This window comes from Curtobacterium sp. APC 4022 (assembly GCF_030407555.1).
In the GTDB taxonomy this organism is placed as follows: Bacteria; Actinomycetota; Actinomycetes; order Actinomycetales; family Microbacteriaceae; genus Curtobacterium.
The window spans coordinates 1-23,664 of sequence record NZ_JASDDD010000027.1 but is presented as its reverse complement, the minus strand read 5'-3'; the positions used below and the strand labels follow the sequence as shown (position 1 = coordinate 23,664).

19 protein-coding genes are annotated in these 23,664 nt (G+C 73.9%); 9 read left to right on the top strand and 10 right to left on the bottom strand.

The features are described 5' to 3' along the window. Positions 1 to 2 precede the first annotated feature (2 nt). Together QL987_RS10080 and QL987_RS10075 are read right to left on the bottom strand one after the other, a co-directional pair. Positions 3 to 1,877 carry a hypothetical protein gene (locus QL987_RS10080; RefSeq protein WP_290157519.1) on the bottom strand — a complete coding sequence of 625 codons (1,875 nt, stop codon included), beginning with the start codon at positions 1,875 to 1,877 and terminating at the stop codon, positions 3 to 5. Positions 1,878 to 1,941: 64 nt separating this feature from the next. Continuing rightward, a complete protein-coding gene (locus tag QL987_RS10075; protein WP_290157518.1) occupies positions 1,942 to 3,243 on the bottom strand; it encodes an exopolysaccharide production protein in 1,302 nt (433 codons plus the stop codon). A 92-nt stretch (positions 3,244 to 3,335) separates the two neighbouring features. Here QL987_RS10075 and QL987_RS10070 point away from each other — a divergent pair, with 92 nt between their 5' ends. Next, complete coding sequence (locus QL987_RS10070) at positions 3,336 to 4,760, top strand: hypothetical protein (protein WP_290157516.1); 1,425 nt, start codon at positions 3,336 to 3,338, stop codon at positions 4,758 to 4,760. 94 nt (positions 4,761 to 4,854) lie between these two features. Here QL987_RS10070 and QL987_RS10065 read toward each other — a convergent pair whose 3' ends face one another. Continuing rightward, positions 4,855 to 6,234 carry an O-antigen ligase family protein gene (locus QL987_RS10065; RefSeq protein WP_221849639.1) on the bottom strand — a complete coding sequence of 460 codons (1,380 nt, stop codon included), beginning with the start codon at positions 6,232 to 6,234 and terminating at the stop codon, positions 4,855 to 4,857. 43 nt (positions 6,235 to 6,277) lie between these two features. Between QL987_RS10065 and manA the strand changes: the two genes are divergently transcribed. From manA to QL987_RS10040, 5 genes are all read left to right on the top strand, one after another. Further along, positions 6,278 to 7,504 (top strand): mannose-6-phosphate isomerase, class I, encoded by a 1,227-nt coding sequence (manA, locus tag QL987_RS10060; protein WP_290157515.1) that lies wholly within the window; start codon positions 6,278 to 6,280, stop codon positions 7,502 to 7,504. Positions 7,505 to 7,555: 51 nt separating this feature from the next. After that, the gene (gene galE, locus QL987_RS10055) at positions 7,556 to 8,518 is read left to right on the top strand and encodes a UDP-glucose 4-epimerase GalE (protein ID WP_290157514.1); all 963 of its coding nucleotides are present in this window, start codon (positions 7,556 to 7,558) and stop codon (positions 8,516 to 8,518) included. A 226-nt stretch (positions 8,519 to 8,744) separates the two neighbouring features. Continuing rightward, complete coding sequence (locus QL987_RS10050) at positions 8,745 to 9,068, top strand: WhiB family transcriptional regulator (protein ID WP_290157513.1); 324 nt, start codon at positions 8,745 to 8,747, stop codon at positions 9,066 to 9,068. A gap of 75 nt (positions 9,069 to 9,143) precedes the next feature. Next, positions 9,144 to 11,996, top strand: a complete 2,853-nt coding sequence (locus tag QL987_RS10045; RefSeq protein WP_290157512.1) for a glycosyltransferase — start codon at positions 9,144 to 9,146, stop codon at positions 11,994 to 11,996. Further along, positions 11,993 to 13,390 (top strand): DUF5719 family protein, encoded by a 1,398-nt coding sequence (locus tag QL987_RS10040; protein ID WP_253463523.1) that lies wholly within the window; start codon positions 11,993 to 11,995, stop codon positions 13,388 to 13,390. Before QL987_RS10045 ends, QL987_RS10040 begins: the two co-directional genes overlap by 4 nt. Positions 13,391 to 13,469: 79 nt before the next feature. Here QL987_RS10040 and QL987_RS10035 read toward each other — a convergent pair whose 3' ends face one another. After that, entirely contained in the window at positions 13,470 to 13,910 is a 441-nt protein-coding gene (locus tag QL987_RS10035; protein WP_111074221.1) for a metallopeptidase family protein, read from the bottom strand. 68 nt (positions 13,911 to 13,978) lie between these two features. Here QL987_RS10035 and QL987_RS10030 point away from each other — a divergent pair, with 68 nt between their 5' ends. Together QL987_RS10030 and ahcY are read left to right on the top strand one after the other, a co-directional pair. Continuing rightward, entirely contained in the window at positions 13,979 to 14,206 is a 228-nt protein-coding gene (locus QL987_RS10030; protein ID WP_110904719.1) for a DUF3499 family protein, read from the top strand. Positions 14,207 to 14,314: 108 nt separating this feature from the next. After that, on the top strand, positions 14,315 to 15,793 hold the full coding sequence (gene ahcY, locus QL987_RS10025; protein WP_111074220.1) for an adenosylhomocysteinase: 1,479 nt from the start codon (positions 14,315 to 14,317) through the stop codon (positions 15,791 to 15,793). Positions 15,794 to 15,840: 47 nt separating this feature from the next. Here ahcY and QL987_RS10020 read toward each other — a convergent pair whose 3' ends face one another. Continuing rightward, on the bottom strand, positions 15,841 to 16,710 hold the full coding sequence (locus QL987_RS10020) for an RDD family protein (RefSeq protein WP_290157511.1): 870 nt from the start codon (positions 16,708 to 16,710) through the stop codon (positions 15,841 to 15,843). A 77-nt stretch (positions 16,711 to 16,787) separates the two neighbouring features. Between QL987_RS10020 and QL987_RS10015 the strand changes: the two genes are divergently transcribed. Then, the gene (locus QL987_RS10015; RefSeq protein ID WP_290157510.1) at positions 16,788 to 17,783 is read left to right on the top strand and encodes a stage II sporulation protein M; all 996 of its coding nucleotides are present in this window, start codon (positions 16,788 to 16,790) and stop codon (positions 17,781 to 17,783) included. A gap of 42 nt (positions 17,784 to 17,825) precedes the next feature. On the opposite strand, the gene QL987_RS10010 is transcribed toward QL987_RS10015, so the two are convergent. The 5 genes from QL987_RS10010 to QL987_RS09990 all read right to left on the bottom strand — a co-directional run bounded on the left by QL987_RS10010 (position 17,826) and on the right by QL987_RS09990 (position 23,608). After that, positions 17,826 to 19,175, bottom strand: coding sequence for a DUF58 domain-containing protein (locus QL987_RS10010; protein WP_290157509.1), 1,350 nt, complete (start codon positions 19,173 to 19,175; stop codon positions 17,826 to 17,828). Beyond that, positions 19,175 to 20,107: a MoxR family ATPase gene (locus QL987_RS10005; protein WP_111074405.1), complete on the bottom strand. Its 933-nt coding sequence runs from the start codon at positions 20,105 to 20,107 to the stop codon at positions 19,175 to 19,177. The genes QL987_RS10010 and QL987_RS10005 overlap by 1 nt, the downstream gene beginning before the upstream one ends. Positions 20,108 to 20,202: 95 nt before the next feature. Continuing rightward, entirely contained in the window at positions 20,203 to 21,516 is a 1,314-nt protein-coding gene (locus tag QL987_RS10000; protein WP_290157508.1) for a DUF4350 domain-containing protein, read from the bottom strand. Next, on the bottom strand, positions 21,513 to 22,154 hold the full coding sequence (locus tag QL987_RS09995) for a DUF4129 domain-containing protein (protein ID WP_290157507.1): 642 nt from the start codon (positions 22,152 to 22,154) through the stop codon (positions 21,513 to 21,515). The genes QL987_RS10000 and QL987_RS09995 overlap by 4 nt, the downstream gene beginning before the upstream one ends. Continuing rightward, positions 22,151 to 23,608 carry a glycerophosphoryl diester phosphodiesterase membrane domain-containing protein gene (locus QL987_RS09990; protein ID WP_290157506.1) on the bottom strand — a complete coding sequence of 486 codons (1,458 nt, stop codon included), beginning with the start codon at positions 23,606 to 23,608 and terminating at the stop codon, positions 22,151 to 22,153. Before QL987_RS09990 ends, QL987_RS09995 begins: the two co-directional genes overlap by 4 nt. Between the last annotated feature and the right edge of the window lie 56 nt (positions 23,609 to 23,664).

Below are 23,664 nucleotides of genomic sequence, written 5' to 3'. Positions count from 1 at the left end.
GGTCAGACGCAGCTGACGTTCCGGTCGATCCCGCCCGCGACGTACTGCGTCATGACGACCTTGCCGCCGCCGGTCAGCGGGGAACCGGAGCACGCTCGCTGTGCGACGGCCGGCGACGACGCCCCGGTGGCGACCCAGCTCGGCAGACGGTACAGGGAGCTCGAGGACGGGACCGGACCTGTCACGAGCCCGAGCTGGTAGCTGGTGGAGTAGAGACCGACCTGCGCGCCGATCCCCGAGAAGTACGCGGTCATCCCCTCGAGGTCCGCGCGGTTCTGCGCCGTGTCGGTCTGCCAGGTGCCACCTGTGGGGCCGCCGATCTCGACGTCGAGCCACCACCGGTACGCGGACGGCGACGTGATGCCACGGGAGGTCGCGTCTTCGTAGGCCCGGGTGTAGCCGTAGACGTACGAGCAGGGCTTGTCGAACCCGCCCGTACAGGTGCCGTAGGGGTTCCGCACGGTCGGACCGCCGGGGATGGTGTTGCTCCTCGGCCAGACGCTGGCCTTGCTGCCGGGGTTCGCGGTGTTCACGTAGAGCTGCACCTTCGGCTGGCTGGTGCCGCCACGGGATGCGGCGGCCCACGCCAGCTCGGGGGCGAGGCAGCTGTTCGTCTGGTTCGCCAGTCCGCCGTTGACGCCGACGACGCCGAACGCCTGGTCCGACGGGACCGAGCCGGAGATGGCGGCGGAGCCCTGCGCGACACACTGCGGCGAGGAGATGTCCGCGCCGAAGCCCGACCCGGAACTGCCGTCGAGGAAGTACCCGGAGACGTCGACGAACACGGTCGCGGTGCCGGCGCTCACCTTCGCCTGCACCCGGCGGTCGACGCTGCTGCCGACGACCTTGGGCATGGTCAGGGCCGAGATCTCCTGCCCGCGGACGTGGTCCTGGGTCGCGACACGGGCGTCCTGGCCCGACGGCGTGACGCGGAGGTAGCCGGTCGCGGTCGGGGCCGAGACCTCGACGTTCGCGACGACGGCGGTCGCGGTGCCCGGGACGCCGGCGGTCCCGGTGACCCGGACGGTCCGGGGCGTGGTGGACACCGCGGTGGTGGCGACGCGGACGGTGTCGACCGGCACGAAGACGGAGCCGGTGGTGGACGGGGAGTAGTACCCGACGACGTCCATGAACACCGTCGCGGTGCCCCGCGAGACCTTCACCTGCGCGGCGCCACCGGTGAGCCCCACCACGACGAGGTTCGACACGGCGGTCCCACGCTGGTAGACCTGCGCGGCGACCGAGGGGTCCTTGCCCGCAGCGGTGACCCGGACGTACCCGTCGGCGGTCTGCTGCTCGACGGCGACGTTCACGGCCACCGCGGTGGCGTTCGACGGCACGCCGCCGGTGCCGGCGAGCGGGACCCGGACGGGGCTCGTGCCCACCTTCGACCCCGCGAACACCCGCGCCGCGTCGACCGGCGTGTACGTCGACCCCGCTCCGGAGCCGTAGTACCCCGAGACGTCGAAGTGCACGGTCGCGGACCCGGCCGAGAGCTTCGTCTGCACCTTGCCGCCGGTCAACTTGACGGTGGTGAGGTTCGAGATGGTCTGGCCGGCCCGGAACTCCTGGGTGGCGACGCTGGGGTCGGACCCGGCGGGCGTGACCCGGACGTACCCGGCACGGGTGGGGACGTCGACCTCGACGTTGAGGACGACCGCCGTCGCACCGGCCGGGACGCCGTTCCGCCCGGCGATCGTGACGACCTTCGGGGTCGTGCCGACCGTGCCGCTGAACGCGCGCGCGGTGGCGACGGGGAAGTAGCGGCCGGTGGTCGGTGCGGCGGCCTCGGCCGCTCCGGGAGCGACGACCACGAGGCCGGTGACGACGAGGACGATGCCCAGGCCGAGGACGAACAGGTGGTGCAGGCGCGACATCGCGTTCCTCCGGGTCGACGGCCGTCCCCCTGACGACCTGGCTGGCCTCGCGGCCACGAGCAGCTTAGGGGCGCTCGAGCCGTCGGCGCCAGGACCGCCGACGAGCGGACACGACCAGCACGGTCACGAACACCATCAGTCCGGCCCCGTGCAGCAGGGTGCTCTCGGCGGCGCTGGTCACCCCGAGCAGCACGAGGACCGCGGCGGGCCAGACGTAGGCCACGCCCGGGTACGTCGTGGCGGTGACCCAGGCGCGGGCGAACGCGAGCAGGGCCGCGGCGACCAGCAGCAGCATGCCCGCCAACCCGACCTGCAGCCATGCGTCCACGACGACGTCGAGGCCCGATGTGAACCGGACGCCGGCCGGGTCCACGAAGGTGACGTAGGGGACGACGGGTTCGCTCGGCCACGACCCGACCCAGCCCCAGCCCTGCACCGGGTGCTGTTCGATGAAGTCGCGGATCTGGGACCAGAGCGCCAGCCGGGTGGACGTCCCACCGGCGGCCCCTATCTCGGGCAGGACCCGGTTCCGGGCGACCACCAGGACCGTCCCGATGGCGAGGACGAACACCCCGAGGACGGTGTTGATGACCGGGCGGGACGTGGCCGGTGCCCGCCGGAGGGACCACATCGCCAGGGCGGCGACGGTGAGGGCGATCATCGCGAGCCCGGTGATGGGGGACTGCACGAGCATCAGTGTGACGACGGCCAGGGCGGTGGAGCCGATCGCGCGCCAGTGCGGCACGGATCGGGTGAGGTACTCGACGACGAAGGTCACGAGTGCCGTCGCGGCGATGAAGCCCATCACGTTGCGGGTGCCGCCGATGCCCTGGATCGGGCCGCCGTACGCGATGTCGCCGTGGATGCCGAACGCGGGGAACGGGACGTCGATGACCAGGCCGGAGAGGACCTCCAGGGCGAGCGCGACCACCAGCAGGATCCGGAACGCGTCGCCGCACGCCCGGATGACCTGCACGAGGTCGCGGCCGAGTGCCAGGTAGAGCCCGAGCCCGACGAAGCCGAGCGTCTCGGCGAACCCGCGGAGGGCGACCCAGGAGTACTCGCTCCACAGCACGCTGAGCCCGCAGTACCCGATGAAGGCGAGCAGGGACAGCGGCAGCACGCCGTGCCACTCGATGCGGTAGCGCTGCCCGAGCAGGCTGAGCCCGGCGAGGACGACGAGCGTGACCAGGACGGCCCAGGTGCCGGCGCTCCCGACGAGCACCCGCACCGTCGGCTCGCCGAAGGCGAAGAGGACGATCGCGGTCGCCAGCGCCTGACTGAACCGTCCGCCGGCCGAGAACCCGATCCACGCGGACAGGTACCGGCGCGCGAGGGTGAGTCGCGTCGTCCGGGCATCCGTCATCCGTCCATGATGACGCAACCCGCGGGGAGGGTCCGACGCATCGCGGTGCGTCGATATCGCGGATCGTCGTCATCGCACTACCGTCGAGCGCGATGGGACACACGCGGCGGGGCCGGGAGACCGCACTCGCCGCGACGGTCACGGCGCTGCTGGTGGGTGCGCTCGCCGCCGCGACCGCGTGGCTGCGGCTCGGACCGGTCGCCCGCGGCACCGCCTGGGCCGAGGACGGCGGGGTCTTCCTCCGCGAGCACCTGGCACTCGGACCGGTCGCGAGCCTGGTCCACCCGTACGCCGGGTACCTGCACCTGGTCCCGCGGCTGGTCGTGGACCTGGCGCTGTCGTTCCCGGTCGCGGACTACGCCCTCGTGGTCTCCGCGACCTCGTGCCTGCTCGCCGGTGCGGTCTGCGCGGCGGTGTTCCTGCTGGCGCGCGACGTCGTGCCGTCGTGGCCGCTCCGGCTCGTGCTCGCCGTGGTCCCGGTCGTCCTGCCCACCGCGCCGTGGGAGGTCTCCGGCAACGCGGCGAACCTGCACACCTTCGCGCTGTTCCTCACGCCCTGGCTGCTCGCCTACCGGAGCCGGACCTGGTGGGGTGCCGCGGGTCTCGCCGTGGTCACCGTCCTCGCCCTCGGCACCGAGGTGCAGGCCGTCCTCTTCCTCCCGCTCCTCGTCCTGGCCTGGCTGCCGACGCGGACGCCGTACCCCTCGGGCCCACTGGCCGTCGTGCAGCCACGCCGCCTCGTGCCCCTGCCCGTGACCCTGGCTGCCCTCGCCACGGGGACCGCGCAGGTCGTGACGGCGCTCACCACCACCCGGGTCGCCCGCCCGGGTGACCCCACCGCCGCCGACGTCGTCGCCGGCTGGCTGCTGCAGACCGTCGGCGGGCTCTGGGACGCGGACCTGACGGCGGTGGCCGGCACGGTCGTCGACCACGGGTGGTGGGTGCTCGTGGTGCCCGCCGTCCTCGTGCTCGTCGTCGTCCTCCTCGGCAGCGTCGTCGCGCTGCGCAGTGGCCGCTGGCGGGCCGCGGTGCTCGCCGTGTCGCTGCTGGTCGGCGCCGGCGTGGTCTGGACCGCGGCGCTCCTGGCGAACCGTTCGGCCGACGGCCGGTGGTCGACGGCCCCGCCGACGGCGCTGGTCACCGCCACGCCCTCCCGGTACGCGGCCGCCGCCGGCATGCTCCTCACCGCGGCCGTCGTTGTGGCCGCCGCCGTCCTGGTCGAGCGTGTGGTCACGTCGGGCCGCAGCGGACGTCGCCTGGTGGGGCGGACCTCCCGGTCTGGAGGCGCGGCACACGTCGTCCGGTCGGCCGTCGGCTGGTGCGTGGTCGCGGTCCTGGTGACGACGTGTGTGGCGAACGCGTCCACCGTCACGCGCCGGGACGCCGGACCGGAGTGGCAGCCGCAGTTCCGTGACGCGGTCGCGACCTGCCGGGCGGACCCACGGGCCGTGCTCGACGTCCGCACGGCCCCGTGGACCGCAGTGGTGCCGTGTAGCCTCGTGCTCCGCGACCGCTGAGTCCGGCACAAGGTCGCGACGTCGCTCGTCGGCCCGTCGGCTCGTCCGGGCAGCCGGGCAGCCGGTCAGTCGGTCGGGCGGGTGGCCCGGCGGTTCAGGGGTTCGCCGCCCACCGGAACGCGCGCTTCGCGATCGGCGTGCGTGGGCCGTCGCCGACCGACGGGGGCTCCTCGGTGACCAGGACGATGCGTGACTTGATCGCGAGCAGGGCGAACAGCACCCAGTTGCCCTGGTAGAGCAGCCGCGACTCCGCGATCGCCTGCACCAGCAGGGCGACGACGACCAGCAGCGGGAACAGCCCGACCGCGTCGAAGGGCCGCGGCGCCAGGTCGGGGCCGAAGCCGACGCGGGTGGCGCCCGCCCAGGAACGGCTGAGCGTCGTCACGACGTAGACGGCGAAGAGCACGAGACCGACGAGCCCGGTCTGCATCCAGACGTCGAGCGCCGCGTCGTGCGCCTGCAGGTAGGTGACGCCGTTGCGCGGCGCGAGGTGCGCGAGCAGGGGGATGTCCGGCCACCAGTAGCCGATCCAGCCGAACCCGAGGACCGGGTGCTGCTCGATGAGCCCCCAGACGGCTTTCCAGATCGTCCCGCGACCCGTGAGGTCGGAGGACCGACCCAGCACGGCGACCAGGGAGTCCTTCGCGAGCACCACCCCGACGACCACGACCACCAGACCGAGGGCGATCGCCCCGTACCGCGGCGCCCGGCGCTCGGTCGGGACCCGACGCATCCCGAGCGCGAGCGCCAGGACCACGAGCACGACGAACGCGGCGACGAGCACGGTGCTCGAACGGGTCAGCGCGGTCACCAGCACGGCGACGACGAGCCAGCCGATCGCCCGCATCCGGCGCATCCGGCCCTCGGCGAGCTGTACGGCCACGACGATCGCCGCGAGCAGGGCGACCATCGCCAGCAGGTTCGCGTTGCCCGGCAGCCCCTGGATGCGACCACCGGTGAAGAGCTCGGCCCGCGAGAAGTAGAACGCGTCCGGGATGTCCCGGTCGCCGTAGTCCGTCCAGATCGGAGCGATCGGGTGCCGGACGACGACGGCGACGACGGCCTCGAACAGCAGGGACAGCCCGAGCACCCAGCGGAACGCCAGGCTCATCGCGTCGAGGATCCGCCGCCAGGTCAGGGTCGAGGCGATCGCGAAGGCGACCAGCGCGCACAGCACCTGCGCCACGGTGCTCGCCAGCGTCGCCGGCCGCCAGTGCGACCAGAGCACGGAGACCAGGCACCAGGCCAGGAAGAGCCAGAGCGCGCGCGGCGTGCGCGTCAACGGCGGACGCGCCCGGACCACGACGCTGACACCCCAGGCGCCCTCGAGCGCCCAGACCGCCGCGGCACCCCACCACGTGATCGTGTTCGGGACGGCGTCGCCCGCCGACAGCGTCAGCAGGACCGTGGCGGCGAGGGCGAAGGCCTCTCGTTCGGGCACGGAGCCGCGCGCCAGTGGCCAGGTGTTCGTCACGGAGGACAGGTTAGTGCCGCGCATCGCCGGATACGCTCGACCCATGTTCCTCGGCATCACGAACACCCCGCGCGACTACGCCTGGGGGTCCGTCTCCGCGATCCCCGAACTGCTCGGACGGACCGTCACCGGCGTCCCGCAGGCCGAACTCTGGCTCGGCGCCCACCCCGGCAGCCCGAGCGTCGTGGTGAACCCCGCCATGGTCGGCGGCGCGGACACCGTCCTCGACTGGATCGACGCCGAACCGCAGACCGCCCTCGGCGACGACCGGACCGGCCTGCCCTTCCTGCTCAAGGTCCTGGCCGCCGCCGCCCCGCTCTCCCTGCAGGCACACCCGACGCCCGAGCAGGCACGCGAGGGCTTCGACCGTGAAGAAGCCGCGGGCGTCCCGATCGACGACCCGGCCCGCAACTACAAGGACCCGTTCCCGAAGCCCGAACTCGTCGTCGCGCTGAGCGACCGGTTCGAGGCCCTCAGCGGCTTCCGCCCCGTGGCCGACGCGCTCGCCGAGGTCGAGACCCTCGACGCCGGGTCCGGTCGACTCGGCCCGCTCGTCGTGCACCTGCAGCAGGGGCTCGAGGACACCGTGCGCTGGCTCGAGGAGACCGACGACTCCGCCCGCGCCGTGATCGGTGCGGTCGGTCACCTGGCCGCAGCGGCCGTGGACGCCGCGACCGCCGCCGACACCACCGTCTCGCCGAACACCGCGACCGCCGCCGACCTCGCCCGGGCCTACCCGGACGACCCCGGCGTCGTCGTCTCGCTCCTCATGCACCGCGTGACGCTGACCCGCGGCGAGGCGATGTACCTGCCCGCCGGCAACATCCACGCGTACCTCGACGGCCTGGGCATCGAGCTGATGGCCCCGTCCGACAACGTGCTCCGCGGCGGCCTCACCCCGAAGCACGTGGACGTCCCGGAACTGCTGCGCGTCCTCGACTTCACGGCGTACCCGGCACCGCTGCTCGAACCGGAGCACCTCAGCCCGGTCGTCGACCGCTTCGCCCCGGAGGGCGTCGGGTTCGCCCTGGTGCGCGTCACGAGCGACGGACGCCCGGTCGGGCTCACGACCGGCGGCACCGCACCGCTGTCGGGTCCGTCGATCGCGATCTGCACCGAGGGGGTCGTCACGCTCGTCGGGGCGCACTCCGCGACGCTGCTCCGCCAGGGGGAGTCGTGCTACATCACCCCGGACGAGGGCGACGTGTCGGTCGAGGCGGACGCCGGCAGCGGCCGCACCGCGACGGTCTTCATCGCGACCGGCGCGTAGGGGAGCGCACCGGACGCCCGGGGCGGCCGGCCGGTCCGCTAGCGTGGCGGCATGAGTTGGTTGGTCACCGGCGGTGCCGGGTACATCGGGTCCCACGTCGTCCGAGCGCTGGTCGCGGCGGGTCTCGACACGGTCGCGTTGGACGACCTCTCGAGCGGCTTCCGCGCGTTCGTGCCGGAGAGCGTGCCCTTCGTCGAGGGCACCATCCTGGACGGTGAGCTCCTCGCCCGCACGCTCCGCGAACACGACGTCACGGGTGTCGTCCACGTCGCGGGCTTCAAGTACGCGGGCGTCTCGGTCGAACGGCCGCTGCACACCTACGAGCAGAACGTGACCGGCATGGCGACCCTGCTCCGTGCGGCCGCCGACGCCGGCGTCGACAAGGTCGTGTTCTCCTCGAGCGCGGCCGTGTACGGCACGCCGGACGTCGACGTGGTGGTCGAGGAGACCCCGAAGGCCCCGGAGTCCCCGTACGGCGAGTCGAAGCTCATCGGTGAGTGGCTGCTCCGGGACATGGAGGTCGCCGCGGGCTTCACGACGACCTCGCTCCGCTACTTCAACGTCGTCGGGTCGGGGGAGCCGGACCTGTACGACGCCAGCCCGCACAACCTCTTCCCGCTCGTCTTCGACGCCCTGCTGGCCGGTCGGACGCCGCGGATCAACGGGGACGACTACGCGACGCCGGACGGCACCTGCGTCCGCGACTACGTGCACGTCGCCGACCTGGCGCACTCGCACGCGGTCGCCGCCCGCAAGCTCGAGGCGGGGGAGCCGCTGCAGCGCGCGTACAACCTCGGCAGCGGTGACGGCGTGAGCGTCCGCCAGATCATGGACGCGATGGCCCGGGGGACCGGCATCGACTTCCGCCCCGAGGTCGCCCCGCGTCGCGCCGGCGACCCGGCCCGCATCGTCGCCACCGGCGAGGCGGCCGGGCGGGACCTCGAGTGGGCGATGCGGCACACGCTCGACGACATGGTGACGAGCGCCTGGGAGGCCCGGCAGCGCGCGAAGTAGACAGCGTCCGGCCGCCACGCCCCGCCTCCACCCCGGACGCGGGGCGTCGCTGTCCCCCGAAAGGCCCGCAGACACGCCGCGACACGCCCGAATGGGGGACATGCCACGGCAGAAGCCGGAGCGGCTTCTATGATCCGCGACTTGACTCCGGGGAATCACACCGATGTAATTACACCGACGACACCGTCGTCAGGGACCCGAACCGAGACGTCAAGGGGTGATCAGGGTGAGCGCATCCGACTTCGAAGCCGGAGTGCCGGACGACTGGCACGTCGATCCCGTCGCCCTCGGCGTCCCGGGGGTCCGACGGTCGTCCGAGGCCGACGAGGAGAACCCGCTCTCGTGGCAGGTCGACTCGCTCTGCGCCCAGACCGACCCCGAGGCGTTCTTCCCCGAGAAGGGCGGCTCCACCCGCGAGGCGAAGAAGATCTGCACCTCGTGCGAGGTCCGCTCCCAGTGCCTCGAGTACGCACTCGAGAACGACGAGCGGTTCGGCATCTGGGGCGGCCTCTCCGAACGCGAGCGTCGCAAGCTCCGGAAGCGCGCCTGAGGCTCCCACAGGTTCACGCCGCGCCGCCGTCGGCGGCCGGCACCGCGCCTCCCGGCCCGTAGAGTCGCTCCCGTCATGCAGCCCAGTGCCTCCACGCCCCGCGTCACCGCGATCCTCGTCGCAGCCAACGGGTCGGACCATCTCGACCGCACCCTGAACGCCCTGGCGGCACAGACCCGCCCGCCGGAGGGGCTCGTGGTGGTCGACGTCGGCTCGACCGACGGATCCACCTCGGAACTGTCCTTCGGCGGCAGCGCCCAGCTCTCCCGCATCGCGGCCGGTCGCCCCTTCGGCGAGGCCGTCCGCCACGGCGAACAGGTCGCACCGCGCGCCGAGGCCGGAGACGGCGTCGACGAGTGGCTGTGGCTCCTGGGCCACGACAACAGCCCCACGCCCGGCACGCTCGCCGCCCTCCTCGGTGCCGTCGAGATCGCCCCCTCCGTCGCGATCGCCGGTCCGAAGCTCGTCAACGTCGACGACCCGGCCCGCATCGCCGCCTTCGGCGAGAGCATGACCCGGATGGGCCGCTCGATCACCCTCGTCCAGGACGAACTCGACCAGGGCCAGCACGACCGGCACACCGACGTGCTCGGCGTCTCCGCCGGCGGCATGCTCGTCCGCCGGTCGGTGTGGAACAGCCTGGGCGGGTTCGACCCGGCGCTGCCGGACGTCGATGCCGCGCTCGACTTCTCGGTGCGCGCACGCCTGGCCGGCCACCGTGTCGCCGTCGTCCCGGAGGCCCGCGCGACCAGCGCCGGGCCGATCGAGGAGTTCGGCCGCGCCAAGGTCTCCGAGCGTCGCCGCGTGCGGATGCACCGCCAGGCGCAGCTGCACCGCCGACTGACCTACTCGTCCGCCGGGGTCCTCTGGATCCACTGGCTGACCCTCGTGCCGTTCGCCCTCGGCCGCGCGATCGGCCACCTCGTCGCGAAGCACCCGGCCGCCGTCGGTGGCGAACTCGCCGCGGCGTTCGCGGTCGCGTTCGGCGGCGGCGTCGGCCGTGCCCGGAAGACCCTGGCGGCGAACCGGAAGCTCGGCTGGGCCGCGATCGAACCGCTCCGGATCAGCTGGCGGCGGGTGCACGAACACCGCACGACCTCCCGCGACGTCGAGCTCGCGCGGGTCGAGGACGCGCCGATCGCCCGCGCCTCGTTCCTGGCCGACGGCGGCATCTGGGTCGTCCTCGCGGCGGCCGTGCTCAGCGTCGTCACGCTCTTCCCGCTGCTCGGGTCGCCCGCGCTCACCGGCGGCGGACTGCTGCCGCTGAGCACCGACGTCGGCGACCTCTGGCGGAACGTCGGGTTCGGCTGGCACTCCCTCGGGACCGGGTTCACCGGCCCGTCGGACCCCTTCGCCGCGGTCGTCGCGGTGCTCGGCTCGATCACGTTCTGGTCGCCGTCCACCTCGGTCGTCGTGGTCATGCTGCTGTCCTTCCCACTCGCCGCCCTCGGTGCCTGGGCCGCGGTGCGCAAGGTGACGACGCGCACCTGGGTGCCGGTCATCGGCGCGGTCCTCTACACAGTCGCTCCCGCGCTCGTCGGCGCGGTCACCACGGGTCACCTCGGCGCCGTGATCGCCCACGTGCTGCTGCCCTGGCTGTTCCTGACCCTCGTCGAGGCGCACCGCTCCTGGGCGTCGGCCTCGGGCGCCGCCCTGCTCTTCGCCGTCATCGCCGCCTCGGCACCGTCACTCCTGCCGGTGCTGCTCATCGGCTGGCTCGTCGCCCTCGCCGTCGGCTGGCGGCACGCCCACCGACGCGTCTTCGTGCCGGTGCCGGCCGCGGTGCTCTTCGTCCCGCTCGTGCTCGCGCAGATCGCCCGGGGCAACCCGCTCGCGGTCTTCGCCGACCCGGGCGTCCCCTCCGCCACGCCCGCGCCGAGCGCCCTGCAGCTCGCGATCGGGCAGCCGCTGCCGGACTGGAACGGCTGGCTGTCCGCGGTCGCGCCGCTCGGCCTCGGTGACGCGGTGCTGCCGATCGTGATGGCGGTGCTGGCCCTGCCGGTCGCCGTCAGTGCCGTCGGAGCCGTCCTCGGTCACCGCTGGTCGCTCGCCGGCACCGCGCTGGTCGCCGCACTCCTCGGCTACGCGACCGCGTTCGGCGCCACGCACCTGGCCGTCACCGGCGTCGGGTCCACCACCACGATCGTCTGGCCGGGCAGCGCGCTGTCGGTGTTCGCCCTCGCGATCGTCGTCGCCGCCTGCATCGGTGTCGACACCGTCCCCCGGGCCGCACCGGTGGTCGGACTCGTCGCGACGGTGTTCGCCGCCGTCGCGGTCGCCCCGGCCTTCGCCGCCTTCTACCTCGACCGCGCGGCCATCCAGCCGACCTCGGGCCGGGTGCTCAGCGCCTACGTCAACGCCGAGGCGCAGGCGAACCCCGACGTCGGCACGCTCGTCGTCCAGCCGCAGACCGACGGCTCGCTCGCGGTCGCCCTCGAACGCGGTCAGGGCTCGACGCTCGACGACCAGTCCACCCTCGACGCCACCGCGCTCTCGTTGAGCCGGTCAGGCAGCCGCCTGGCGACCCTGGCCGGCAACCTCGCGAGCCGCAGCGGCTACGACCCCGAACCGGCCCTCCGCGACCTCGGCGTCAGCTTCGTCCTGCTCGACGACGCCCCCGCCGACCCGGAGGCCCGCGCCGTGCACGACCGTGCCGCCGGCGCGATCGGACAGGACGCGCGCTTCACGAGCATCGGCGAGACCACCAACGGGTCGCTGTTCCACTACGAGGGCGACGTCGACCGGACCAGCACGGGCTCGGCCGCCGCGAAGGCCACCCACGTGCTCTACCTCGTGGTGATCGGCGTGGTGTTCGGCGCCGCCGCACTGCTCGCCGTGCCGACCGCGCCGCGCCGCCGCCGTGCGACGTCGAACGTCCTCGAAGCCGACGAACCCGCCACCACCTTCGACGAGGAGCGCGACGAATGAGCACGAGCACCGCGCGCCGCTGGGCCCTCCGCGGCACCGCCACCGCCGTCGCCGTGATCGTCGCGGCCGGCACGATCGCCGCCGCACACACGATCGGCACCACCGAGGACCCGGGACACCCCGCCGGTCGGACCGTCATCCCGGTGCCGGCCGCCGCGGAGCGCGTCTGCGCCGGCAGCGCCCTGCGTCTGTCCGACGACGCCGGAAACGACGCCACCCGCGCGAGCACCATCGGGTCGCCGCAGATCGCCACGGCCACCACCGGCGACCGGGTCGACCGCAGTGAGCTCGGCAGCGCGAGCACCGGCAGCAGCGCACCGACCCTCCTCACCGCACCGGCGGGGGAGACCGCGCCGCAGGTGGCGGGCAGCAGCTACCAGAGCGTGTCCGACGGTGACGTCGTCGGCGTGGGCGCAGCCTCCTGTGACGACCCGTCGCAGTCGACGTGGTTGGTCGGCGGATCGACCGAGACCGGCCGCACCAGCCTGGTCACGCTCAGCAACCCGACCGACGTCAACGCGACCGTCGACCTGACCATCGCGGACGCCACCGGCACCGTCAGTGCCCCGGGGACCACCGGCATCGTGGTCGCCCCGAACTCGCAGAAGGTCGTGCCGCTCTCCGGCTTCGTCACCGACCAGGGCTCGACCGTCGTGCACGTCACCTCGTCCGGCGGCCAGATCGTCGCCCACATGCAGGAGACCGTCGTCCGGACGCTCACCCCCGGCGGGTTCGACATCGTCTCCGGCGGGGCGGCACCGTCGCGGAGCCAGGTCATCCCCGCGGTCGTCCTCGACGACGCCGAGGGGGCCCAACGCGGTGAGGACACCGCCGACGCCGGCCCGGTCCTCCGCCTCTACGTGCCGGGCACCGAGGTCGCACGCGTCACCCTCGGCATCACCACGGCGGACGGCGGCGGCACGACGGTCGACGCCACCGCCGAGCCGGGCGTCGTCACCGACGTGCCGCTCGACGACTTCCCGGACGGGCGCTACTCGTTCACGATCGACTCGTCGGTGCCGATCGTCGCCGGAGCCCGCACCACGACCCCCACCGACGACGACCGGACCGACCTGGGCTGGTTCGCCTCGGCCGAGCCGCTCTCGGGCACCACGGTCACCGCGGTCGCCGCCGGCTCCGGGGCGCGGCTGAACCTCGTCAACCCGACCCGGCAGGACGCGACCGTCACCGTGCGCTCGGGCGACGACTCGCAGGAGGTGCAGGTCACCTCCGGTTCGACCGCCACGGTGAAGGTGCCGACCGCACAGCAGGTCACGATCAGCGGTGCGGACGGGCTGGTCGCCGGGGTCACGTACCAGGGGGACGACGGCATCGCCGGGTTCCCGGTGCGGCCGGAGACCGAGGTCTCGAGTCCGGTGCGCATCTACCCCTAGGGCTCGGACCGGTCTGCTGTCCGCCCGGTCTGCTGTCCGCCGTCGGCCGTCCGCCCGGCGGGCGCCGCCGACCGGTGCGTCACCAGTGGCGGTAGCGGTCCGGTGCCAGGTCCCACGGGTCCTTGTCGAGCAGCTCCGCCACCGCGCGGAACACCGCGGTCTCGACGACGATCCGCCGGTCCACGTCGTCCTTCTCGGGGCTGTGGGTGACCCGCTCGACCGGGATCCGGAAGACCGTCACCCGGCGGTCGTCGCGCTCGATGCGCCACCGGGGCAGTTCGTCCGGCAGGCCGGTGTCGGTCGGCATGTCCGCGACCTGGAACACCACGCCCGCCAGTTCTCCCGGCCAGAGCCCGACCAGGTAGTGGGCGGTGTCGCCGACTATGCGGTCGAAGGTCTCGGCACGGGTGATCACCGGCGCGAGCTCGGGTCCGGTCACGCTCGACCGGTGGCCGCGGCCGTGGCGGGAGCGTCCGCGTGCACGGTCGACCGGGGTGACGATCCTGGGCTTGCGGCGCATCCGGCCATCGTACGCGGCCGCACCCCGGGCAGGGTCCCCGGGACACGGCCGGTAGGGTCGTCTCCGGTATGGACGTACGGATCTGCAGCAAGGTCGCCTGTGGCGCGGGCGCCTCGGCGACCCTGACGTACGACTACGCCGACTCGATGGTCGTCGTCGGGCCGCTCTCCGGTCGCGTCGAACCGCACGGGTACGACCTCTGTGCCCGGCACGCCGCGACGCTGCGGGTCCCGCAGGGCTGGCGGGTGATCCGCCGCGACCCGCCGCCGCGGACGCCGGAGCGTCACCCCTCCTGACGGGAGGCCCGTCCAGCGCTCTCCTGCACCGGCGGCCCTTCCCGTGGTGCTGTCCACGGACGTCATGAGCCCCCACCGTCGTCGGCAGCGCGTGGAAGACTGACGATCATGCCGACCGACACCCGCGCCGCCGTCCCGTTCCGCGTCGCCGACCTCTCGCTCGCCGAGGCCGGACGCCACCAGATCCGTCTCGCCGAGAACGAGATGCCCGGCCTGATGGCCCTCCGCGACGAGTTCGGCACCGCGCAGCCGCTCGCCGGGGCGCGCATCGCCGGCTCGCTGCACATGACCGTCCAGACCGCGGTCCTCATCGAGACGCTGGTCGCCCTCGGGGCGCAGGTCCGCTGGGCCAGCTGCAACATCTTCTCCACGCAGGACGAAGCCGCGGCCGCTGTCGCCGTCGGGCCGACCGGCACCCCGGACGCCCCCGCCGGCGTCCCGGTGTTCGCCTGGAAGGGCGAGACCCTCGACGAGTACTGGTGGTGCACGAACCAGGTCTTCGACTGGAGTGCCGAGGCCGCCGCTTCCGGCGCCGACTGGACCGGCCCGAACCTGATCCTCGACGACGGCGGTGACGCCACGATGCTCGTGCACACCGGTGTGGACGCCGAAGCGGCCGGTCGCGTGCCGGACGCCGAGCCGGACGCCAGCGCCGAGTGGAAGATCGTGCTGGCCACGGTCGCGTCCTCGCTCGAGCAGTCCGCCGACCGCTGGACCCGGATCGCCGCCGACATCGAAGGCGTGACCGAGGAGACCACCACGGGCGTGCACCGCCTGTACGAACTGGCGCGCACCGGTGAGCTGAAGTTCCCGGCGATCAACGTCAACGACTCGGTCACCAAGTCGAAGTTCGACAACAAGTACGGCATCCGACACTCGCTGCCGGACGGCCTGAACCGGGCAACCGACGTCCTCATCGGCGGCAAGGTCGCCTTCGTCGTCGGCTACGGCGACGTCGGCAAGGGGGCGGCCGAGGCCCTCCGCGGCCAGGGTGCCCGTGTCATCGTCAGCGAGGTCGACCCGATCTGCGCGCTCCAGGCCGCGATGGACGGCTACCAGGTCGCCCGGCTGCAGGACGTCGCCGACCAGGTGGACATCGTCGTGACGTGCACCGGCAACCTCGGCGTCGTCGGGGTGGACGACATGCTCGCCCTGAAGCACCTGGCGATCGTGGCGAACGTCGGGCACTTCGACAACGAGATCGACATGACCGGCCTCGAGTCGATGGCCGGTGCCGAGAAGGTCGAGATCAAGCCGCAGGTGCACGAGTGGCGACTGCCGAACGGCCGCTCGATCCTGGTGCTCAGCGAAGGCCGCCTGATGAACCTCGGCAACGCGACCGGGCACCCGTCCTTCGTGATGAGCAACTCCTTCACGAACCAGGTGCTGGCGCAGATCGAGCTGCACACCCGGCTCGACCAGTACCCGATCGGCGTGTACGTGCTGCCGAAGCACCTGGACGAGAAGGTCGCCCGGCTGCACCTCGACGCCCTCGGGGTCCGGCTCACCGAACTCCGGCCGGAGCAGGCCGCGTACATCGGTGTCCCGGTCGACGGCCCGTACAAGTCGGAGCAGTACCGGTACTGAGCCCGGACCGGTGCGCAGCGTCGTTCGAGCGTCCGGGCGTCCGGGCGTCAGCGCGGGAAGCCCGGCGGACGCGCGCCCGCCGCGACGCTCGCCCGCTCGAGGGTGCGCGCCCGCCCGGTGAACGCCCGCAGGTCACGGGCGCGGCGCAGGGCGACCACCCCGGCGAGGAACTCCTCGGCCGGCACCGTCGGCACCGGCTGGGCGTACTCGGCCACCTCGGCTGCCAAGGAACGAGCGACCTCGGCACGCAGACCGGGCTGGACCGACCCCGCACCCCGGAAGAACGAGGCGATCCGGTTCTCCAGCCGCTGCGGCAGCCGCCGGACGTCGGCGACGCCGGCCCACCCGACGAGCGACGGCGGCAGCGTCACGACCGGGTCGACCGACCGACGCAGGCGCTCGTGCTGCACGACGGTGCCGGCCAGCAGGTCGCCGAGTCGCCGAGGGCGGGACCCGAACAGGGCGACGAGCAGCGCCAGCGACCCCACGGTCAGCCAGAGCTCGAGGAGCCCGACGAGCGCCCGGGTGAACGCGTGCCGGAACGACACCGCGCCGCCGTCGACCCGCACCACCCGGGTGCCGAGGGCGTACCGGCCGACGCTCCGGCCACGCGTCGCGGTCTCGACGGCCGCCGGTACGAGCACGAAGACGACGACCATCACGACGATCTGGGTCGCGGCGGCCCAGCCGGAGTCGATGTCGGCCGGCATGACGCGCGACAGCCCGAGCAGCAGCATCACCAGGAGCGCGACGAGGCACAGCGCGTCGAGCAGGGCCGCCGCGCCCCGCAACACGATGCTCGCGGGGACGACGTCGAGCGCGACCGCCTCACCGACGACGAGTGCGTCGTCGGTGTCGTCGAGGGCGCGGACGAAGCGGCGGTCCGCGAGGTCCCGGGGCGTGGCGCGCTTCGGCATGGGATCATTCTGTCGGAAGACGACCACGAGCGGTCGGGGACCCGGAGCGCGGCTCCGACCAGCACGAGGGGGAGCGCATGGACCTGGACGCCTACGCGGAGACACATCGTGCGCGGTGGGACGAACTCGACCGGCTGGCACGGCGTCGTCCGACCTCCGGTGACGACGTCGACCGGATGCTCGCGGACTACCAGTCGGCCGCGACGGACCTCGCCCGCATCCGGCAGGTGTCCCCACGCTCGGCGACCGGGGACCGGCTGTCGCTGACCCTGCACCGTGCGCGGCTCCGCTTCACGGGCACGCCGGTCGACCCGGTGACCGCCGTCGTCGGCTTCTTCGCCCTGCAGCTGCCGGCTGCGCTGTACCGGATCCGCTGGGTGACGATCTGGGTCGCCGTCGCGACCGCCCTGATCGCCGCCGTGACGGCCGTCTGGATCAGCTCGACGCCCGGTGCCGTCGCGACGTTCGGCTCGGACTCGGCGCTCCGCCGGTATGCCACGCAGGACTTCGTGGACTACTACTCCGACCACGGGCTCGGCGCCTTCACCGCGCAGGTGTGGACGAACAACGCGTACATCGCCGCGAGCATGGTGGCGTTCGGCATCACCGGGCTCTTCGTGCCGTACTCGATCGTGCAGAACGCGGTGAGCCTCGGCGTGTCGGCGTCGATCATGCACTCGCAGGGGCGGCTCGGGGACTTCTTCCTCTACATCGCACCGCACGGGCAGCTCGAGCTGTACTCGATCTTCCTGGCGGGTGGGGCCGGCCTGATGATCGCGTGGTCGTGGATCGCCCCGGGACACCGGACCCGCGCGCAGGCCCTCGCCGAGGACGGCCGCGCGCTCATCACGGTCGCGATCGGGCTCGTGCTCACCCTGCTGCTCTCCGGGATCGTCGAGGGGACGGTGACCCGGCAGGACTGGCCGTGGCCGGTCAAGATCGGCATCGGCACGGTGGCGCTCGCGCTGGTCCTGACCTACCAGTGGGTGGTCGGCGGGCGCGCGCACCGTGCCGGGGAGCGCGGCGACGTCGACGAGTTCGACCGGGGAGCCTCCGAGATCGTCGCCGGCTGACAGTGCCGACCAGCGCCTCCCGGCCGGCGCCTCCCGATCAGATCAGAGCCGCCCGGCGGCCTTCGCCCGCAGGTACGCGTCGGCGGTCCGCGGCGGGACCTCCTCGGGCAGACCACGGATGACCTCGGCGCCGGCGCGACGGGCGACGTCCGCGACGCCGTCGGCATCGAGCAGCGACCGTTCCGCGGCCGCCCGCCGGTACACGTCGACCGACCCGGGGGTCGCAGCGGTCCCGGTCGGGAGGCCCGCCTCGCTCCCGCCCCGCCGGTCACCCTCGCCGGTCGCCGCCATCCGCGCCACGGCCGGGTCCTCGACGGACGTCACGACGACGGCGTGCCGCCGGGCGAGCAGGGGAAGGACCGTCAGCAGGTCGCCGGAGGCGCCGACCGAGTCCAGGCTGGTCGCGAGCACCACGAGGGCGCGCTGCGTGGTCACGGCGTCGACGATGCCGGGGACCGCGGCCCAGTCGGTCGGCCGGAGTTCCGGCTCGGCCAGCGCGAGGGTCTCGCCGAACCGCTGGACCACGTCCGAGCGGGTCGCGCTGTGCACCCGGCCGCGCACGGCGTCGTCGAGCACGACGAGGTCGACCCGGTCACCGGCCGCCGCCGCGAGGGCGCCGACGAGGAGCGCCGTCTCGATGGCGGTGTCCAGGCGGGGTTCGTCGTCGACCCGGCCGGCGCCCGCGCGTCCGGCGTCGACGATGACGACGACGCGGCGGTCGCGCTCGGGGCGCCAGGTGCGGACGACCAGGTCCTGGCGGCGCGCGGTGGCCCGCCAGTCGATGGACCGGACGTCGTCACCGCGGACGTAGTCGCGGAGGGAGTCGAACTCGGTGCCGTGTCCACGGAGCTGCAGCGTGGTCTCGCCGTCGAGTTCGCGGAGCCGGGCGAGTCGGGAGGGCAGGTGGCGCCGCGACCGGAACGGCGGCGTGACGACGAGTTCGCCGGGAGCCGGGACGACCCGCTGGCGGGCGACGAGGCCGAGTGGACCCGAGGCCCGGACCGCGATCCCGGTGGTGGTCCGTCGTCCGCGTCGGAACGGGGTGAAGCGCATCCGGGCGGTGCGGCGTTCGCCGGACGGCACCGTCAGGCGGACGCGACGCGGTTCCTGGCCGGCCGACGGCTCCCACATGTCCCGGACGAGGGCGCGGAGGACGCGGCTACCGTCGTTGCTCAGGACGAGCGTGCCCTCCGCCGCGGTGTCCCGCCGCGCGAGTCGCGGCATCCGGCGGTCGACCCGGACGCGGGTGAGGTCCGCGGCGAGCAGCAGGTCGACGGCGCTCGCCAGGAGCAGCAGGCCGATCCACGCCAGCGCGCCCCATCCGCTGCCGAGCAGCACCGTGGGGACGACGGCGACTGCCAGCAGTGCGACGAACCGACCCGAGACCGCCACTAGATCGGCACCCGGACCTGTTCGAGGACCTGCTGCAGCACACCGTCCGCGTCGACGCCCTCGAGCTCGGCGTCGGCGGCGATCCGCAGTCGGTGCCGCCACACGGGCAGCAGCATCGCCTGGACGTGGTCGGGGGTGATCGCGTCGTAGCCGGTCAGCCACGCCCACGCCTTCGCGGCGGCCAGCAGCGCCGTGGACCCGCGCGGGCTGACGCCGATCCGGACGGAGGGGGCCTGGCGGGTGGCGCGGGCCAGGTCCACGACGTAGGCGAGCACGTCATCCCGGGCACCGACGGCACGCACCGCGCGCTGCGCGGCCCGGACCTCGTCGACGCCGACCACGGGGACGATCCCCGCCGAGCGGACGTCGCGCGGCACGAACCCGTCGGCGTGGCGTCGGAGGACCTGCCACTCGACCTCGCGCGGCGGCAGGTCGAGCGTCAGCTTCATGAGGAACCGGTCGAGTTGTGCCTCGGGGAGCGTGTAGGTGCCCTCGAACTCGATCGGGTTCATCGTGGCGGCGACGAAGAAGGGGTCGGGCAGCATCCGCGCTGCGCCGTCGACGCTGACCTGCCGTTCCTCCATCGCTTCGAGCAGGGCGGACTGTGTCTTCGGCGGGGTCCGGTTCACCTCGTCGGCCAGCAGGACGTTCGTGAACACCGGTCCCTCGCGGAACGGGAAGGTGCCGGTCGAGGCGTCGTACACGAGCGAGCCGGTGACGTCGCCGGGCATCAGGTCGGGCGTGAACTGGATCCGCTTGGTGTCGAGCGACATCGCCGCGGCCAGGCTGCGGACCAGCAGGGTCTTCGCGACACCGGGGACGCCCTCGAGCAGCACGTGGCCCTGGGCGAGCAGCCCGACGATCATGCCGGAGACGGCGCCCTCCTGTCCGACGACGGCCTTTCCGACCTCGGTGCGGACACGGCCGAGCACCTCGCGGAGCGCATCGCCGCCCGGGGTCGGCCCGGAGGTGGGCCCGGCGGCAGGCACGGCGGCCTTGCCGGAGGGCGGGGTGGTGGGCAGGTCGGTCACGATCGTCCTCCTGGTCGTTCGGGCGTGGTCGGTGGTGTCGGCTCCGCGGGTGCCCCGGTGGGCGCCGACCGGGAGGCCCGTCCCGCGTCCCCGGAGCGGGCTCGGTGGACCGCGTGCTCGAGTTCGTCCAGGGCGGCTGCCCCGTCGACGAGCGCGCGGTCGTCGTCGGTGCTGCCGCCGACGAGCACGGCGCCGACGCGGTCGGCGGACCGCCCGGTCACGGCGGCGGTGCGTCGGACGACCTCGTCGACGTGGGCGGACCGGGGGAGCCCGAGGCTGCGTCCGATCCGCCGGACGGCCGCGAGCCGGAGGGTGTCGAGGGCGTGGGTGCGGTCGCGGACCCGGGCGTAGAGGCGGGCGCGTCCCTCGGTGGTCTCGGCGGCGCGGACGACGACGGGCAGGCGTTCGACGACGAGGGGCCCGAGCCGGCGGCCGCGCCAGAGGGCGGCGGCGACCGCGACGAGCCCGAGGACGGCGATGGCGCTCGGCACCCACGGCGGGGCGAGGTCACCGAGGGACGGGGCCGCGTCGCTGCCCGCGGCGGTGGGGACGTACCAGACCAGGCGGTCGCCGCTGCCGAGCAGACCGAGCGCGAGGGCGGCGTTGCCGGCACGGGTGACGGTGTCGTTGCGGAGGACGCCGGTGGTGCCGAGGAGGGTGACCCGACCGTCCGCCGTGGTGGTCCGGAGCAACCCCCAGTGGGTGTCCGCCCCCGTGCCGGACGGTGCACAGCGTTCCACCGTCGGGTCGTCGGTGTCGTAGGTGGCACCGACGACGGTGACGGAGCCCGCGGTCCGCGCCGCCGGGATCGGGCAGGACGCGGTCGAGGCCACGCGGGTCGACGAGGTGCTGCCCGCCGGACGGGCGTCGACGTCGAAGGACTCCAGGACGCCCGGGTCGTTCGTCACGAGCACCACGTCGGGAGCCGTCCGTGCGATGCGACGGGCCACGCCACGGTCGAGCACCCCGGCGGAGTCGTCGACCAGGACCGTGTCGCCTGTGCCGACGTCGAGCGCGTCGGCGTCGTGGACCACGTCGACCCGGGTGCCCTGCTGTTCGAGGACCCGGACCACGGCTCGGGAGCCGCTGGTCGCCGTCGAGGTCGGGTCGAGCGGGACGGGTCGCAGCGGGTCACCCTGGCCCACCGCGGCGGTCAGGGCGGCGAGCAGCAACCCGACGACGACGACCGCGATCCAGCCGCCGATGCGGAGGACGCGGTCCGAGCGCGGCCTCCGGTCCTCGCCGGCGGCGGCGGGAGCGGGAACCCCGGTCGGCGCCGGTGCCGGTGCGGGTGCGGTCGGGGCGCTCATGCGGGGACCGCCGGCCGGTCCGTGGGAGTGGGGCGGGCCTCCCGGACGGCGCGCTCGGTCTCGAGGACGCGACGGGCGGCGGACTCGTCGGCTTCGGCGCCCAGGTAGCGGACGGCGTCGAACGTGTCGGAGGCACCGCGGAGCACGTCGCCGAACTGAGGGAACGGGACGGTGGCGCGGTCGGCGATCGCGCGCGCGGTGGCACCCGGCACGACGAGGACCAGGTCGCGTTCGCCGAGCCCGCGGGCGAGGGCGCGGTACCCGTCGAGGACGGCGGTCGCCCAGTCCCCGGCACGGAAGGCGGCCGAGGCGGCGGCGGAGACGGCCTGTGCCGAGCGGAGGTCGTCGTCGTCGAAGACGCCGCCGGGTGCCGTCGGCCGGAGGCGGGCACGGCGGCGGGGGAGCCCTCGTGTGACGACGACCAGGACGACCACGGCGACGAGCACGAGGACGGCGATGACGAGCAGGGTGCGGCCGACGCCGGGCGAGCCGACACCGTCCGGGGCCAAGGAGCCGAGCCAGTCGAGGAACGACCGCGAGGCCCGGTCCCACCACGTCTCCTGCGCGCCGCGGTACTCCCGGTGGGCGAGTTCCTGCTCGAGCAGTCGGCGCGCCTCGTCGGGCCCTGGGGTGCTCATCCGCGGGCGTCCGGCGGCTGCGGGGTCCAGGGCTGTGGCGGCTGCTGTGGTTGCTCGGGCTGCCAGCCCTGCTGCGGTTGCCACGGCTGCTGCGGGCTCCACGGCTGCTGCTGCGGCCAGCCCTGCTGGGGCTGCCACGGCTGCTGGGGCTGCCACTGTTGCTGGGGCTGCTGCCACGGCTGCTGCTGCCACGGCGCGCCCGGCGTCCACGGCGGACGCGCCACCGGGGCGTGCGGGGCGAACGGGTCCGCGGGCTGCCCGGTGTCCAGGTGCGACGCGATCCGCTGGTCGAGCGCCTCGGTGCGGATGCGGCGGTCGATCGCCAGGAAGGTCACGACGGAGGCGCTCAGCACGTCCGTCACGGACTGCACCGCGATCACGAGCAGGCTGCCGATGACGAGGGCGATGACGCCGCCGACCGAGGGGCTGCCGCTCGTGGACGCGGTCTGCCCGAGCGGGTCGAACACGCCGGAGAACAGACTCAGCCCGAGGGTGAGCGGGATGCTGGCGATGCTGCCCGCGATCCCGAGCACGACCTGCACGAGGAGCAGGATGCCGAACGTGCGCCAGAACGCGCCGCGGGTGAGCCGCCACGACTGTCCGGCCGCCGAGAAGACCCCGCGTCCCTCGAGCGCGATCGTCGGCACCGTGAAGGCGAACCGGGTGACCAGGAACGCCAGGAGCACCGTGAACCCGAGGGCCATGACGACGATCGCCAACACGTACCAGCCGGCCGAGCTCCGGCCCGCCGCGAGGGCGGCCACGAACGCGATCACGACCACGACGAAGACGACGGCGACCGCGATCCCGGCGACGAGCTGCAGGACGATCCAGCCGATCACAGCACCCCGGCGTCCGGCGAGCAGCGACCACAGGCCACGGAACGTGCCGCGCCGCCCGAGCACGCGCTGCCCGGTGTCGACCGCGACCGGGGCGACGAGGAACCCGCGCGCCAGGTAGGTGAGGAAGGGCAGGCCGATCGACAGCACCGCGTACAGGGTCACCGTGCCGGCGATGATGCTGTCCGTCTCCCCACGGCCCCCGCCGTCGACGGCCGAGAGCACACGGCTCTGCAGGATCCGCTGACCGGCCGTGGTGCCGAGGGTGGCCAGCAGCCCGAGGACACCGGAGAGCAGGACGGCCCAGAGGAGCAGCACGCGGGCGTTGCGGCGGAAGACCGTGAAGGCGCCGGCCAGCACGTCCGCGAGACCCAGAGGCCGGAGTGGGATCACCGGGCGGGACGCGGGCGGCAGTGGGGCCGGCCCACCGATGGGCGGGACGGGGAAGCCGGGGGCGGGCGTGCCTCCCGGCTGTCCGACCGGGCCCCAGGCCGTCGGGTACTGCTGCGCTGTCGGGTACTGCGGTGCCTGCGGTCGCGGCGTCGCCGGCGGCTGCGCACCGCCGTCGTGCTGCGGCCCGTTCGCCCCCGGGACCTGCCATCCGTCGTCGACCATCGAACGGCCCCCTCGCCTGGTCGCTGCCGGAACAGCGCGACCGTGTCCATCCTGTC